5 protein-coding genes and 1 pseudogene are annotated in these 17212 nt (G+C 68.1%); 4 read left to right on the top strand and 2 right to left on the bottom strand.

The window, feature by feature from the left end; translation table 11 throughout:
• Nucleotides 1–65: 65 nt before the first annotated feature.
• The 3 genes and pseudogenes from ABZ406_RS07315 (at nucleotide 66) to glgB (ending at nucleotide 5314) form a co-directional block, all read left to right on the top strand.
• Nucleotides 66–644, top strand: coding sequence for a TetR/AcrR family transcriptional regulator (locus ABZ406_RS07315; protein WP_357756726.1), 579 nt, complete (start codon nucleotides 66–68; stop codon nucleotides 642–644).
• Nucleotides 645–869: 225 nt separating this feature from the next.
• Nucleotides 870–2810: pseudogene (locus tag ABZ406_RS07310) on the top strand (maltotransferase domain-containing protein); the annotation flags it as partial.
• Nucleotides 2811–3211: 401 nt separating this feature from the next.
• Nucleotides 3212–5314, top strand: a complete 2103-nt coding sequence (glgB, locus tag ABZ406_RS07305) for a 1,4-alpha-glucan branching protein GlgB (protein WP_357756724.1) — start codon at nucleotides 3212–3214, stop codon at nucleotides 5312–5314.
• Nucleotides 5315–5320: 6 nt separating this feature from the next.
• On the opposite strand, the gene ABZ406_RS07300 is transcribed toward glgB, so the two are convergent.
• Entirely contained in the window at nucleotides 5321–5788 is a 468-nt protein-coding gene (locus ABZ406_RS07300; RefSeq protein ID WP_357756722.1) for a hypothetical protein, read from the bottom strand.
• Between the two features lie 134 nt (nucleotides 5789–5922).
• Nucleotides 5923–12276 carry an RHS repeat-associated core domain-containing protein gene (locus tag ABZ406_RS07295; RefSeq protein ID WP_357756719.1) on the bottom strand — a complete coding sequence of 2118 codons (6354 nt, stop codon included), beginning with the start codon at nucleotides 12274–12276 and terminating at the stop codon, nucleotides 5923–5925.
• Between the two features lie 380 nt (nucleotides 12277–12656).
• Here ABZ406_RS07295 and ABZ406_RS07290 point away from each other — a divergent pair, with 380 nt between their 5' ends.
• Nucleotides 12657–17111, top strand: coding sequence for a LamG-like jellyroll fold domain-containing protein (locus ABZ406_RS07290; protein ID WP_357756716.1), 4455 nt, complete (start codon nucleotides 12657–12659; stop codon nucleotides 17109–17111).
• Nucleotides 17112–17212 lie beyond the last annotated feature (101 nt).

The following is a 17212-nucleotide window of genomic DNA, read 5'->3' as shown; positions in this document are numbered from 1 at the left end:
AGATTCGGACCGCCGGTCCGTTTCAACTATACGGACCACTAGTCCGTTTGGCGAGAGGGGTACCCGTGCGGGCTGACGCGCTACGCAACAGGGAGTCGGTGCTGGCCGCCGCCGGGCGTCTCTTCGACGCCGCGACCGACCCCGACCAGGTGTCGATGGACGACATCGCCGCCGCGGCCGGTGTCGGCAAGGGCACCCTCTTCCGCCGCTTCGGCGACCGCATCGGGCTCATCCGCGCCCTCTACGAGCAACGGGGACTGCGGCTGCGGGACGCGCTCGCGGTGTCACCGACCCGGCCGGCGGCGGAACAGGCAGTCGACCTGCTGCGGGCCATGCTGCGCTTCAAGCTCGACAACCGGGTGCTCACGCTGGCGCTCGAGAGCGCCGGGGGCGGCAGCCCGTACCGCAATGAGGCGTACGACCACTGGCACGCAGTGCTCACCGGCCTCGTCGCGGAGGCACGCGGCCCGCAGACGGCGGACTACCTGGCCCACGCCCTGCTCGCCGCCGTTCGCAGCGACCTCGTCGAGCACCTGCGCGACTGGCCCGAAGACCGGTGGCACGAGGGGCTGAACGCACTTGTCGGCTCCGTACTCGGCGACGGCGGGCTCTCCACTTGTACGAGCAGGTCACCAGTGATGTGAGCCACGCGGCGCTGCTCAAGTGCCACCGATCGTCGGCCGCTCGACGAGGACCGCCGGCAGCGGACGGGCGAAGATCCGCACAACTTCGAGGAAGTTGCTGCGTCGAGGACGCCATGAGGCAGCAACTTCACCGAAAGTGTGCGGATTTTGACGCGCGACCCCGGGGAGGTGCGGGCTGGCAGGCTTGCCCGCGCGCGAACGGATCTCGCGCAGTAGGTTGGCGGGGTGACTGGACGGTTCCCGATCGAAGACGTCTCCCCCGTCGTCTCGTGCGGGCGATACCCGGCCAAGGCGGTGGTCGACGAGCCGATTCCGGTGTCGGCGCGCGCCTACCGGGAGGGGCACGACGCGCTGGGCTGCAACGTGGTGTGGGCTGGCCCGGACGGCGCGAGCCGCCCGTTCACCCGGATGCGCCCGGGCGAGCCCGGCCAGGACCGTTGGCATGCCACCATCGCACCTGACGCCGTCGGCTCGTGGACCTTCTCCGTCGAGGCGTTCCAGGACCCGTACCTGACCTGGCAGAACGCGGTGACCAAGAAGATCGCCGCCGGGCAGGGGCCGGAGGACCTGGCCAACGACCTGGCCGAGGGCGCGCGGGTGCTCACCGCCGCCCGGGAACTCGTCCCGACCGCCGACCGGCCCCGGGTCGCCGACGCGCTCAGCGCGCTCGTCGACACCGACCTGCCGCTGGCGCAGCGGGTCGATCCGGCGCTGGCCCTGGCCGACCTGCTCTGGGAGCACCCGGTGCGGGAGATGGTCACCGCCGGTGACACGTACTCGATCTGGGTTGACCGCAAGCGGGCCCTCTACTCGGCCTGGTACGAGTTCTTCCCCCGCTCCGAAGGAGCGGCGGGCGGCCGGTCCGGCACCTTCGCGACAGCCACCGAGCGGCTGCCGGGGGTCGCCGCGATGGGCTTCGACGTGCTCTACCTGCCGCCGATCCACCCGATCGGCCGGGTCAACCGCAAGGGCCCGAACAACGCGCTCACCGCCGGGCCGACCGACGTGGGCTCGCCGTGGGCGATCGGCGCCGCCGAGGGCGGCCACGACACGATCCACAGCGATCTGGGTACGCCGGCAGACTTCCGGGCCTTCGTCCAGGCTGCTGCGGCGCAGGGCCTGGAAGTGGCGATGGACCTGGCGTTGCAGTGCGCGCCGGACCACCCGTGGGTCACCGAGCACCCGGAGTGGTTCACCACCCGGGCCGACGGCAGCATCGCGTACGCGGAGAACCCGCCGAAGAAGTACCAGGACATCTACCCGGTCAACTTCGACAACGATCCGGAGGGCATCCGGGCCGAGGTGCTGCGGGTGGTGCTCCACTGGGTCGGCGAGGGCATCCGGATCTTCCGGGTGGACAACCCGCACACCAAGCCGTTCGACTTCTGGCACTGGCTGATCGCCGAGGTGAAGGCGGTCGATGAGGACGTGTTGTTCCTGGCCGAGGCGTTCACCCGGCCGGCCATCATGCACGGCCTCGGCAAGATCGGCTTCACCCAGTCGTACACCTATTTCACCTGGCGCACGACGGCCGCCGAGATGCGGGAGTACTGCGAGGAGCTGGTCGAGTCGGCCGACTACATGCGGCCGAACTTCTGGCCGAACACCCCGGACATCCTGCACGAGTCGTTGCAGCACGGCGGCCCGCCGATGTTCAAGATCCGGGCGGTGCTGGCCGCGCTGCTCTCCCCCTCCTGGGGCCTGTACGCCGGTTTCGAGCTGTTCGAGCACGTGGCCCGACCGGGCGCCGAGGAGTACCTGGACAACGAGAAGTACGAGCTGCGCCCCCGGGACTGGGCCGCCGCCGAGGCGCAGGGCCGCTCCCTCGCACCGTTCCTCACCACCCTCAACCGGGTACGCCGCGACAACCCGGCCCTGCACCAGCTCCGCAACCTGCGCTTCCACGAGATCGACAACCCGGCGTTGCTCTGCTGGTCGAAGCACGACCCGGAGACCGGCAACACCGTCATCGTGATCTGCTCGTTCGACTCGCACACCGTGCAGTGGGGCAACACCACCTTCGACATGCCGGAGCTCGGCTTCGACTGGCACGAGCGGTTCACCGTGTACGACGAGCTGACCGGCACCAGCTACGACTGGGGTCAGCGCAACGCGGTACGGCTCGACCCGTACCTGCAACCCGCGCACGTGTTGACGGTGCGTCGCCCGACGCCGCCGGTCGCGCCGCAGCTCGCGGGTGCCGAACCGGCGGACCTCACCGTCGCCGACGTGCCGGACGAGCTGTCCGGCGGCACCGCCCCGGTGGCCCCGGTCACCGAGCCGTCGCGCCCGCCGAGCGTCGCGGAGCCCTCGGCGACCAAGCCGTCGCCCCCGGCCAGCACGCCGGAGACCCCGGCCAGCACGCCGCCGCCCCCAGCCACCGCGCCGTCGGCTCCACCCACCGCGCCGGTGACCCCGGCCAGCGTGGCGGTGACCCGGGCCAGCGTGGCGGTGACCCCGGCTACCGTGGCGGCCCGTGCGGCTGCCGCCCGCCCGTCGACACAACGCCCGGCTGCCACCCGCCCGTCCCGTTCCGCGCCGACCGCTCCCGCTCCGAAGGACGACCGATGGACCAGCTGATCTCCGGCGCGACGCACGACCCGCACGCGCTGCTCGGCGCGCACCCCGCCGACTCGTCGACGACGATCCGCACCATGCGCCGGGGAGCCGGCGACGTGGCGCTGCTCGTCGGCGACGAACGACACCCGATGAAGCGGGTACACGACGTGGGCGTCTTCGAGGCGCAGGTCGACGGCACAGTGCTCGACTACCGGGTGGAGGTCGACGGCACCACGCACGACGACCCGTACCGCTACCCGCCGACCCTCGGTGAGCTGGACCTGCACCTCATCCGCGAGGGCCGGCACGAGCGACTGTGGGAGGCGCTCGGCGCCCGGGTCTTCGACGAGGGCGTCGCGTTCAGCGTCTGGGCGCCCAACGCCCAGGGCGTCCGGGTGGTCGGCGACTTCACCGGCTGGGGCGCCGACGACGGCTGGCCGATGCGGTCGCTCGGCTCCAGCGGCGTGTGGGAACTGTTCGTCCCCAACGCCCGCGTCGGGGCCCGCTACAAGTACCGGGTGCTCGGCGCCGACGGGCAGTGGCGGGACAAGGCCGACCCCCTGGCCGCGTACGCCGAGGTGCCGCCGGCCACCGCGTCGGTGGTGCACCACTCGACGTACCGGTGGAACGACGCGGACTGGCTGGCCCGGCGGGCCGCACGGCAGCCGCACCAGGAGCCGATGAGCGTCTACGAGGTGCACCTCGGTTCGTGGCGGCCCGGGCTCAGCTACCGCGAGATGGCCGAGCAACTCACCGCGTACGTCACCGAGTTGGGCTTCACGCACGTGGAGTTCCTGCCGGTGATGGAACACCCGTTCGGCGGTTCCTGGGGCTACCAGGTCACCGGCTACTACGCGCCGACCTCCCGGTTCGGCGACCCGGACGAGTTCCGGTACCTGGTGGACCGGCTGCACGAGGCCGGCATCGGCGTACTCCTGGACTGGGTGCCCGCGCACTTCCCCAAGGACGAGTGGGCCCTCGCGCGGTTCGACGGCACCCCGCTCTACGAGCACCCCGACCCGCGGCGCGGCGAGCACCCCGACTGGGGCACGTACGTCTTCGACTTCGGCCGCAACGAGGTCCGCAACTTCCTGGTCGCCAACGCGCTCTACTGGTGCGACCAGTTCCACATCGACGGGCTGCGGGTCGACGCGGTCGCCTCGATGCTCTACCTGGACTACTCCCGCAACCACGGCGAGTGGGCCCCGAACAAGTACGGCGGCCGGGAGAACCTGGAGGCCATCGCGTTCCTGCAGGAAGTCAACGCGACCGTCTACAAGCACCACGCCGGCGTCGTCATGATCGCCGAGGAGTCCACGGCCTGGCCGGGCGTCACCCGCCCCACCGCCGACGGCGGGCTCGGCTTCGGCTTCAAATGGAACATGGGCTGGATGCACGACACCCTGCTCTACACCTCGAAGGACCCGATCTACCGCCAGCACCACCACCACCAGCTCACCTTCTCCCTGGCGTACGCCTGGAGCGAGAACTACGTGCTGCCGATCAGCCACGACGAGGTCGTGCACGGCAAGGGCTCACTGGCCGGCAAGATGCCCGGCGACACCTGGCAACGGCTGGCCAACGTGCGGGCGCTGCTGGCGTACATGTGGGCGCACCCCGGCAAGCAACTGCTCTTCATGGGCTCCGAGATGGCCGACGACCGGGAGTGGAGCGAGGAACGCGGCCTCGACTGGTACCTGCTGCACGACCCGGCCCGCGCCGGCGTGCAACGGCTCGTCGGCGACCTCAACCGGGTCTACCGGGACACCCCGGCGCTCTGGACGCAGGACACCGAACCCGCCGGCTTCCGCTGGATCGCCGGCGACGACGTCGCCAACAACACAGTGTCGTTCGTCCGGATCGCTCCGGACGGCTCGACGCTCGTCTGCGTGGCGAACTTCTCCGCGTCGCCCCTGCGTGACTACCGGATCGGGTTGCCGGCCGGCGGGACCTGGCAGGAGGTGCTCAACACCGACGCGCAGCACTACGGCGGGTCGGGGGTGGGCAACCTCGGTGAGGTACGCGCCGAGGACGTGCCGTGGCACGGGATGGTGGCGTCAGCGGCCCTCCAGGTGCCGCCGCTGGGCGCCGTTTGGCTCCGGCAGAGCTGATGATCGTTAGCCCGTCTCGCGACCGTGGCGGTTCCGCCAGGCGTTGAGGTGCCCGTTCAACCCCTCAACTGCCACCTGCGCCGGTGTCGCATCGTGTCGAAAGAGTCCGTAGCCGCCAAGGGCGTTCAACTCAACGGTCGTCTCCTTTCCGCCCTTGCCCCGTCGTCGAATCACAGGCGCCGTCGGGGTTGGACCACCGCCGCCGCGGGCAATGTCGATTTCGACGACCTCTGCCCAACCGACTGTCGTGGTGCGGGTGAACTCGCGCACCACGACACCGTGGGGCTTGGCGTAGACGCCAAGGGTTGGTGCCCGGAGAGTCCCTACCCAGCACAGCAGAGCAACGACTCCGAAGCCGACTGCCGAAACGGAGTTCTTCTGCGAGACCGCGACACCGGTGATGATTGCAGCCATCACCGTCATGACAATGGTCAGAACGATATTCCAGAACCACGACCGCCAGGCTGTCCTCATCTCGCCCTCCCGAATCTTGATCTTCGCCCCCGAACAGCCGGTGGGAGCGCACTGGTTGAGATCCTAGTGCGCTCCCACCGGCTCGTGATCATGCCCGTATCGACATTACGAAGCGCTTCGTCACGGTGACGATGTCAGCATGCCTGTTGCACGAAACACTTGTTGACGCCGAAGGCGGGACCGGACCAGGCCATCGTCTTAGCGATGGTAGGTCCGAAGCCCCAGGGCATCTTCATCGTGGTAGCGGCGTTCCAGCCAGCGGTTGATGCCTTCTGGTACGCGGCGTTGTTGGACGGCGAGATGAACTTGGGCAGTGGCACCAGTGGCACATCCTTGACGCGCCCCAGCTTGCCGTACTGCGCCATCCGGAAGGCGCTCCCGACACCAAGAGTTCCGGCAGTCAGCACGCCATCAACCATGATCCGCTCTTTGTTGTCTTCCCATCCACCCTGTTCGCTGATCGTTTGCTCAGTACGTACCGCATAAGCCGCGGCCTGAAGCCCGGCACATGCCACCATTCCAACGGCCGGAACAAAACATCCGGCGGTAGCAGCTAGTGTCGCAAGCATTCCCCGGTTGTCCTTAGCCCACTCGTAGGTGGCGTCCCACGCTTGGACCGTGGCTCTGCCAACGGTGTCGACGACTTGACGTGCGTCGTCTACCGCCGCCTTGGCCCGATCGCACAAGGAGGAGAGGACCCCGCACTTCTTCGGTTTCGGCGTCTGACGCGGCGGGGGAACGTACTTCCCGCGCTTGAGCTTCGTGCTGGTCAGCTTGTTCTTCTTGCCATAGGTCACGTTGTCGGTGGAGCCGCATCCGCCCGGGCAACCCTTCTTGACGTCGTACCCGTAGCAGTCGAAGTACTTGCAGTCATCCGGGATCATGCCGGTGGGGTCGCTGGACGTCACCGGTGTGTTGTTGGCGTAGGAGTAGCCGTTCCACTGTTGCGGTTGCGCCGCGTCCTGTAGCGGGTCGACCGAGATGAATCGGCCCACAAGCGGGTCGTAGGAGCGGGCACCGATGGTCGTGAGTCCGGTCGGGCTCATCGGCTTGTCGAGAAAGCCGTGGTTGTCCGGTGCCGTGACGGCGGCGCCTCGCGGGCCTCCGTACGGCGTGTACTGCCGCCAGGTGGGGTTCTGGGCGGTGCTGTCGAGGTAGAGGGTTGGGGTGCCCTGGTGGTCGTCGATAGCAAAGGAGTACGCCGTCCCGCTGCCGGTACGGATGCAACTACCGCCCCCGGGGAGGGCGTAGTAGCGGCTGCCGGTGACAACGCTGGTGCTGGTGTCGAGGGTGAGCTGCTGTCCGGGGAGGTAGAGGGTGTTCTTGCCGGGTTCCTTTTGAAGGAGCAGGTTGCCGTCGGCGTCGTAGATGAAGTTGTTGGTACCGCTGGTGCCGCCGGTGACTCCGGTGAGTTTGCCGGCGTCGTCCCAAGTGAGGGTTTGGTTGCCTTGGGCGGCGTTGCGGCCGGTGGTGCTACCGGCGTTGTCGTAGGTGTACGACGTGGTGCCGGTGGACCCGCCGGTCTTGGTGGTGGAGGTCAGGGTGTGGGGCTTGTTCTGACCGTTGCCGTTGTACGCGTAGGTGGTGGTCGTGTCGGTGCCGCCCGCGAGGTTGTGCTCGACCTGCTTGGTGCGGTTGCCGATGAGGTCGACCTGCCAGCTGGTCCAGTAGGCGCTGCCCGCGCCGATGGTGTTACCGACCATGGACTTGTTCGCGTCCGTGGGCGTGGTGGCGCAGGCGTCGGTGCCGGTCCACGCCTCGGTGAGGCGGGCCAGGCCGTCGTAGCCGTAGCACTGCGTCTCCGCCGGCGTGGTGGCGCCCAGCCGCTTACTGATCTTGCGGGTGATGTTGCCGACCAGGTCGTACTTGTACTCCTGCTCATCGACAGTTGACGGGGTGGTCGTGGAGCGGGTGACGAGTTGGTTGGTCAGTCGGCTGGTGTGGGTGTCGTAGGTGTTGGTGACGAAGGCATGGCTGCTCGCCGAGCCGATCTTCTGCTGGTCGACTCGGCCGTACGCGTCGTAGCTGACGCTCTGGCTGTAGCCGGCGAGACCGCCGAGGGTGGTGGGCAGGTCAAGCACACCGGTGTAACCATGCAGCACGGTTTCCGAGGGAAGGCTGCCCTTGGCCGGATAGGTGTCGGTAAGGGGCAGACCCAGCACTGAGGAGTAGGTGTGCCCGAACACGTACGACCCGCCGAGGCCACCCTCGGTGTCGGGGATCGTGACCGTCGCGCCGAGGGAACTGCCGAAGACGTTGAACGCCTTCTGCTGCGTGACGTACGGCTGTCCACCCCGGTAGGCGGTAGTGGTGGTCAGCTTCCCAAGCGCGTTGGTGACACCCGTGACGCTGTTGCTGTTGTCGTACACCCACGACGCTCGCCGGTTCGCCGTCGACTGGTTCGCCACCGTCGACGCGTACTCGCCGGTCTTGCGGTCGAGGGCGTCGTAGGTGAACGACAGGGTTTTACCGCGGCCGTCGGTGGACTGCTCAAGATTGCCGTTCGCGTCGTAGCTCATGCTGCTGGTGCCGGCGTCCGGGTCGACCCTACCGACGACCTGGCCGAGCAGGTTGTAGGTGGAGGTCCACACGTTGTTGCTGGCGTCGGTGAGTGTCGACTGGTTGCCGTGCTCGTCGTAGCCGTACCTGCTCACCGTTGCGGTGCCACCGGTGACAGTGAACATCCCGGTGAACGTGTCCGCCGGCGTGGTCACCGTGGGGCGGGCGCTGTACTCGTGCAGCTCCTTCTTCCGGCCGAGCGGGTCGGTGAGGGTGGCCGAAACCACCCCACCCAATGGCGGGACAACAGTGGTGCGGTCACCGGCATACACGGTGGTGGTCGTCGAGACGGTCACGCCGTTCTTGGCGTTCGTGACCACGACCCCCCGGCCCAGGCCGTCGTAGGTGGTCAGGGTCTGGTTCGGGACCTGCTTGCCCAGGTCCACCGCTGACACCGGCGCGCTCACCGCCGGAAGGTTGGCGTCGTCCCACCAACCGTTGTACGACGCGCGAGTGCCACCACGGGTGTTGTAGAACGTATCGGTGATCATCCGGCCGCCTGCCGGGGTGATCGACTGGGTCTGCCGTGTGCGCAGCAGCGCGTCGTAGATGGTGACCGAGGTCTGATAACCGCTGGAGTTGTTCAGCGTCTGCGTGGTAGTCGCTGACACTCCGGTCTTCGAGACGCTGTAGGCGAACTTGTGGTTCGCTGCGGCGCTGGTGGCGCGGGAGTTCAACCACACGGATGTGGCGCGGCCGAGCGCGTCGTACTGCTGAGTGGTGACGATGCTGTTGGCGTCGGTGCTGACCAGCGGGATGCCGCGTTTCGTGTCGAGCGTGACCGTGCCAGCGTGTCCGGCGGGGTTGGTGGTGGAGGTGGCGGTGACCAGTTTGGCGGCGTTCATGGTGTAGCCGCTGGTGGTCTTGTTGCCCTTGGCGTCGTAGGAGTCGGTGACCCGGCCGTAGCTGTCGTAGGTCGACCGCTCGGTGGTCTGCCAGACGTACGCGCCGCCGGTGTAGTCCTTGGCGACCTGGCTGACCGTGACGTCGCCCTTGGACGGTGCTGCCGCCTGCGGGAACGTGGTGGAGAACGTCTGGTCGTCGTAGAAGGTCCGTTCAGCCTTGACGACCTGGGCGGGTCGGTTGACGCTGCCGGGGGCGGTCAACGTGTTGACGCTTCCGGGGACTGACGCGGGGCTGCCCTGGGTGAACCCGCCGCACGCCACGGCCACGGTTTCGGTCTGGCTGACCAGCCCGGCGAGGTTCTTGGTGGTGTTCGCCGGGGCGTAGGTGTAGGTGGTGCACTGGTTGTAGGCGGTGTCGGTCGGCACGGTGTAGGTGTAGGTGTTCTTCAGCTCACCGAACGTGGCGCTGGTGGTGGTCGCGTCGTAGCTGTTGTCCGTGCCGGTGTACCGCCAGGTGACCGATCCGCTGCTGGTGACTGCCTGACGGGTGTAGGTCTTGATGGGTGCGACCCACTGCGCGGTCAACGCCGGCAGCCCGGTCCTGCTGCGGGTGGCGGTGGCCGCGGACACCCAGTAGGAGGTGATGGTGGAGGAGTCGACCCGGCCGCCTTCGCCGAGGTACTGGGTGCTCTCCAACTCCTTGCCGGCGAGTTCGTCGATGTCCTCGTGGGTGCCGCCGGCGGAGTCGGTCACGTTGACCACGGTGCTGTTGTTGTTCTTCGACATGCCGCGGTAGTAGGCGGTTTCGGCTTGGGTGCGGCGGTCGTTGACGCCGTCGCCGGTGAAGGTCTGCACCTTGGCGTAGCCGCGGAACTGGCCGTAGCTGCGGTACTTGGTCTTGACGAGTTCGTTTTCGTCGTAGTGCCAGGCCGCGCCGTTGAGGTACTTGTAGCTGGTCGACAGGGCCGCGGCGCCGCCGGTCGGGTCGGTGGAGGTGACCCGGGTGACGGCGTACTTGTGGAACCAGTCCTTGAACGGGTCGGTGTAGCCGTCCGGGGTCCAGTACACCGGGTAGCAGGACTTCGTGTTCGCCGCCGGGTCGGTGCTCACCGGCGCCGTGCACGGCACCGGCAACTCGTACGACGGGCTGATCACGGACCCGGTTTCGGTGGTGATCGTGGCGATGCGCTGCCGGTAGAACGACGGCAGACCACCGGCGGTGTCGACCCGGTTGGGCAACTTCACACCGGTGAACGACACCGACGGCAAACTGATCGCCGCCGTCGACCCGCCCGCGCTGGTGTCATGACCCGTCCGCACGATCCCGGTCAGCCACAACGTCGGCGACGTGCCGTCACCGGTGGCCGGCATGCTCTGCGACAACGCGTACGAATCGACGTTCTCGTACTGGGACGTCGCCGTGTTGTACTGCCGCGCCTCGATCGACGTCAACCGGACCGTCGAGAAGAACGACGGGCTCCAGTCGTCACAATCGGCCCCCGACGCGCAGATCAGGTCGAACGGCACATCCGGCCAGTTCGCCTTGTTCGTCGAGTTCAACGGCTGACACGTCCCCGACACACACCGGTCACCGGTGTTGAACACCACCTGGTTCGCCACAGTCCCGTACGCGCCACCGTCGGTGAACCCGTAATCGATGCGCGCCAGGTTGCTGTCCCGGACGTACGACACATCCGAGGCGCCCTTGTTGCGGCCGTAGAAGTTGGTGGCCTGGTTGTAGTAGTAGGCCATCGCGTTCCCGTGGGTGTCGGTGACGTAGTCCAGGTTCCACCGGTACGCCATCGTGCACACCGACGACGAGAACCCCGCCGAGTTGTAACACGGGTCGCCCGAGTGCGGCGAATACACCGGCGAGTGGTCCACCGACTTCGTCTCCGCCTTACCCGACGCCCACCCCGGCAACCGGTTCCGGCCGAACTCATAGCTCGTGCCGTCGCGCAACGTCACCCGCCAGTAGTCGGTGTTGTACGTCCCCGAACCGTTGTTCGCGTTCTCGACGTGGGTGACGACCTCACCGTTGTCCGACTCCGGCTTCCACACACTCTTGGACGCGTCCCACACCAACGCCGTCGACGAACCGTTCAACGACAACGTCAACACCGGGCCGTCGTAACAGCGGTCCGGCGTCTTCACCGGAGACGCGCTGCCACCCGGCTCATCCATGCACGACGCGAACGACTGCTCCACGTACGACCGCGGGGTCGACCAACCATCACCCACCCACGACGACTGCGCGTTCGTCGACGCCGTCTGCCCATCCACACTGCCCGAGTCGTACGACAACGCCACCGTCGGCACCAACTCCGACGCCGCCGGCGGCACCGTGATCGGGTACGAGTACGTGAACGAACCCGTACTCCCACCACCGGTCCACGAACCCGACGGCTTCAGATCGGTCGCCGCGTACGTGCCGCCCTTGCCGCCCTCCTCACCCGCCGCCGCGACCGCCGCCAACACCGTCACACCACCGGCCGCCTGCACCCGCACGTCCGAAGCCGCCATCGACACCTCAGCCGACACCGACCGCGCCCCAGCGTCATTCGACGACCGCAACGGCGTCGCCACCCGACACTCGCTACGCGCAGGCGTCGTCAACGCACACGCTGGCAGCCGCACCAGGCGCAATCGTGACCCGTAGTTACCACCGAACGCCTCCGCGAACCCCGCGTAATCCACGCCGACCCGCACCGCACCGACGCCGACGTCCGGAGACACCGACAGCAACACACCGTCGACCCCGGCCGCCTCGGCGGCCCTACGGTCGGCCACCTTCACGTCCAGACTGCGCGGGCCGGCCTTCGCCGCCACCGACTCAGCCCACACCGGCGTACCCGCAGCACGCACCCGCGACGACGACGCTCCCCGCGCACCCGCCGCAGCACCCGCCAACTCCAGGCGCGCCGAAGCAGCCTCCGGCCACACCGTCCGCGTCGGCTTGAACGTCGACTTCGCGTCGTCCGGCGGCGTCACGAACTTCGTCGGCAACGGCTTCACACCCTTGACCGACTGCCCCGGCGACGTCGCCGGCGCCTTCGCCAACTCCGGCCCCTTCGGCTTCGCCACCGCCGGCGCACCCGACAACAGGCTGGCGGCGAGCGACGCGGCCGCGACAACAGCGACCAGACGTCTAGGACGTGTGAGCAGGCGTAATCCCCCGTGGACGGCCATGCGTACCTCAGCTCTGCGAGATGGACTTGAGACCACGCAGAGTGATCAATGGCACACCCCCGTGGCGCGAACAATGTTTCACGTCCAGCCCCATCGAAGGTCACGGAGTCATAACGATGGCCAGCGTCCGATGCCATCAAATCCGTCTCACTGAGTGCCAAAAGGACAGCATCAAGTGACCAGAGACGTTTCCCGTAGACAGGCGTGACTGGTTCACTGTGGCCGCTCGATCGGACGCGGCTACGCGTCCACGTCATTAACGGGGAGAACTTAATATGATCAAGAGACGACTGCGCCTACGCGCCGTCGCATCGGGTGCGGTGGCCGCTGTCGCCATCGCCGCGACCGCAGTGCCCCTGGCCCTGCCAACCGCCGCCGCTGCCGCTCCGGCACAGCCGAAACCCGCCGCTGAGTCGGCCGGGCCGCTCGGAGTGGACGCGGCGCTGGCCAAGGCCAAGCGGACCGGCAAGCAGGTCGAGGCGACCGCAGCCGGCACCTCGACGGAGACCCTGACCGCCCGGCCGGACGGCCAGCTCCTGCTCAGCCAGAGCGCCGTACCGAACCGTAAGCGCGTCGGCAACAGCTGGAAGCAGTTGGACCCCACCCTGGTCCGACGGGCCGACGGCACCATCACCACTACCACCACCACGCACGAGGTCACGCTCTCCGGCGGTGGCACCGGACCGATGGCCCACCTGGTCAGCGGGGATCGCTCGCTCACCCTGACCGCGCCCGTCGCCCTGCCCAAGCCCACGCTCGCCGGTCCGACGGCGACGTACGCCGAGGTGCTGCCCGGTGTGGACCTGACGGCGACCGTCAACGCCCAGGGTGGCTTCTCGCACGTCTTCGTGGTCAAGGACGCGAAGGCCGCGGCGAACCCGAAGCTGGCGACGCTCGAACTGGCCACCGCCGCCAAGGGCTTCAGCCTCGGCGCCGACGCGGCGGGGAACATCAGCGGGCAGGACCGCTCCGGCGACGCGGTCATCACCGCACCCGCGCCGCTCATGTGGGACTCGTCGGCCTCCGGCACCAGCGGACCGACAGCGCGCAGCGGCGCCGCGTCGACGAGCGCGACTCCCGGCCGCGCGGCACGTACCGCTGCCATCGGGGTGGCCATCGCCCCCGGCAAGCTCGGCCTCAAGCCGGACCGCAAGCTGCTCACCGATGCCGCGACCGTCTTCCCGGTCTACATCGACCCCAGCTTCAACTGGAGCGTCACCGGACCGAGGATGTCCGGCTGGTCCAGCATTTCGTACCAGCACCAGTCCACCAACTACTGGAACAACACTCCGGACCCGATCGGGCGGATGCAGGTGGGGAACTCCGGTGAGCAGCGCTCGAACACGCTGATCAACTTCCCGGTGCCCTACAGCGCCCTGAGGGGTGCCGAGATCAGCTCGGCCACCTTCAAGATCACCAACACCCGTTCGTGGTCCTGCAACGCGAAGCGGGTGAACGTCTACGCCCCGAACACCGTGCTCGCCAAGTCCAACGCCACCTGGAACTTCTGGGAGACGCAGAGCACCACCCGGCTCGCGGCGTCGGCGAGCTTCGCCCACGGCTACAGCGGCTGCGCCGCTGCCGGGGTCGCCTTCGACATCACCAGTCAGATCACGACCGACATCGCGAACAACCGAACGGCCGCCCGCACTCTGTGGATGGTCGGCGAGAACGAGGGCAGCGACGCCCAGAGTTCGAAAGAGTTTCTCCAGACCAGCCCCACCCTGGAGATCCTCTACAACCACAAGCCGAACACGCCGACCGGTATGACCACCTCGCCCCGGACCGCCTGTGCCGGCGGCTCGGCCATCGGGGACAACCCGGTCTACCTCTACGCCCCGGTGTCCGACCCCAACGGCGGCACCCTCGGGGTGAGCTTCAAGCTCTGGAAGAGCGCCGACGCCTCGCAGACCGCCCTGGCGTCGTCCAACCCGAACCTCCTGACCTACTCCTCCGGCAGCACCGGCGTGCTGGTCGTGCCGTCCGCCACACTGCGCGCCGCAGCCAGTGGTTCGGTCACCAACTTCTCCTGGAAGGTCCAGGCCACCGACTTCCGCAGCGCCAGCGACTGGTCCGCGACCTGCACCTTCACCTTCGACCCGACCCGGACCGGCGCGCCGGACATCAGCCAGCCGCAGGGCCAGCCGAAGATCGGTAACGAGGTCAGCTTCGCCATCACCCCGCCCAGCACCGGCACCCAGCCGACCAGCTACAGCTACCAGCTCAACGGCCTGCCCCCGGTGACCGTCGCCGCCTCGGCCGGCGCTGCCACCGTTTTGACGACGCCGACCCGGTTCACCAACACTCTTGCGGTGACCAGCCTCTCGGCAGGTGGCAACTTCGGTGAGACCGCCACCGTCACGTTCAACGCGGACCCGGCCGACATCGCTGCCGACGCGGACCTCACCGGTGACGGTGTCGCCGACCTGCTGACCATCGGTGCCCGCAACGGGCTGCCCTCCGGCCTCTGGCTCGGCACGGGCATGAACAGCGGCGCGGTGCGCACCACTGTGAACGACATCGGAGCACGGGGCAACGGGGTCACCGGTAACGAGGACCCGTCCGACTTCAACGGCGGCCAGGTCATCTCCGGTCACTTCTTCGGGTCCGGGTTGCAGGACGTTCTCGTCTACTACACGTCGGGCAACAACGCCGGCAACGGCACCATCCTGCGGGGCAGTGGCGACGGCTCGGTCATCCAGCCGTACAACAACCAGGTGAGCGTCTCGGGTGAGCTGCTGGTCGACGGCAACGGCAACGCGCCGCTGCAGTTGGTGAACGCCGGCGACGGCCGTGGCACCGGGTCCACCCTGCCGGACCTGATCGGCACCAGCGGCGACGCCACCAACGGTTACTACCTGAACTACTACCCGATGGCATTCGCGCCGGGCCTCTACTACTACAACGCCAGCACCCAGACGCCGACGCCGACGGGCGGCGCGGACTGGAACAACTGGACGATCGCCACCGCCCAGGTCAACGGCAGCACCTCGATGTTCCTGTGGAACAGCGGCACCGGGGCCCTGCACCTCTGGACGAACCTGGCCTACAACCCGGACACCAACCAGCTCACCTACACGCCGTACACGCTCTCGACCAACTGGAACCGAGGTGCGGCGCTCAGCCTGCGGGCAGCCGATGTCAACTCCGACAACACGGCCGACCTGTGGACCATCGGTGGCAACGGCCTGACGACGGCGTACCTGGTGAGCGGCCTCGGCGGTACCCCCGCCATCGCCACCCAGCAGGCGCAGGGTCTGGTCACCGCCAAGAACACCTGGCCGCTCGACGACGGCACGGCCGGAGCGTCCGCGGCCACCGCCGGGGACATCACCGGTGGCAGCACCCTCACCGGCACCGGCAACGCGTACTGGCACGAGGGTGACCTCTTCAGCCCCGATCTGCGGTTGAACACCGATGGCACCGCCACGGGCGTGGACGCCAACGGCACCGGCAGCCTGGTCAGCGCCGCCAGTCCGGTGCTGGTCGACACCACCAGGTCGTTCAGCGTCGCCGTCTGGGTGAAGCCCACCACCGCTGGCAAGATCATCCTTTCCGAGGAGGGATCGCGTTCGGCGCGGTTCATCCTCTGGCAGGAGCAGAGCGACAACACCTGGCGCTTCGGGATGGCCCGATCCGACAGCGACGCCTGGTCGTACGACCAGGCCATCAGCGCACCCACCGCGCAGCTCGGGGTGTGGACGCACCTGGTGGCGACGTACAACGCCACCACGAGCACGATGGCCCTGTACGTCAACAACAACCTCGCTGGCACGGCACAGCACGCCGCCGCCGTGTCCTGGCCCAGCACCGGTCGTTTCGTGATCGGTCACTACCGCTACAAGGGCGCGCCGAGTTCGTACTACTCGGGTCAGGTCAGCAACGTGCAGCACTGGGACCGGGCCCTGAACCCGGCCGAGGCCACCGCGCCGGGCAACTACGCCCAGATGCTCCTCGCACCGAACGTCCGCGACATCACCGGCGACGGCCGGGGCGACATGCTGGTCAGGCAGGGCAACGGCGACGTGCTGCTGCGCCGCGGAACGAACCTGGACGGCACGCTCACGTTCGATGCCGGCGTGGTGGTGTGCGGCAAGTGCGGAGGCTACGACTCGTTCAACCTGGCCGATGCCAACAACGACGGCAAGCTGGACCTCTTCATGCGCCAGATCAGCACCGGCGACATGTACGTCTACCCGAACACCGTCGCCAGCGGCGACCCGGTCTGGACCACCCGCCAGTTGGTCTGTGGCAAGTGCGTCAACTTCGCCACGTCGGACCTGGGCGATGTGAACCGGGACGGCAAGACCGACCTGTTCATCCGGGAGACCAGCACCGGGGACATGTACGCGTACCTGGGCAACGGCCCGACCGGTGGCGCAATCACCTGGAGTAATCGGATTCTGCTCTGCGGCTCCTGCGGTGGTTACGACAACGTGCACATCGAGGACGCCAACAACGACGGCAAGCAGGATCTGGTCATGCGCAACGCCAGCACCGGCGACATGTGGGTCTACCCCAACGCGGCCGCCAGCGGAGCCCCGGTCTGGGGCACCCGTGTCCTGGTCTGCGGCAAGTGCAAGGACTTCGACATGAGCAGCCTCGGCGACGTCACCAACGACGGGAAGATGGATCTCATGGTCCGTCGCAGGAGCAACGGCACCCTGACCCTCTACCCGGGCAACGGCGCCCCCGGCACCGTCAGCTGGGCCTCACCCACACTGATGTAACCCGAACCCGAACTGAAACCCCCGGGCACCGCGAACTGCGGTGTCCGGGGGTTTCGCCTGTGCGGGCCGAGCTTCCGGCCCTGGGGCTGCTGTGCAGCCCC

This window comes from Micromonospora sp. NPDC005710, from assembly GCF_040630995.1.
Taxonomy (GTDB): Bacteria; Actinomycetota; Actinomycetes; order Mycobacteriales; family Micromonosporaceae; genus Micromonospora.
This window is presented reverse-complemented; position numbering and strand designations above follow the sequence as displayed.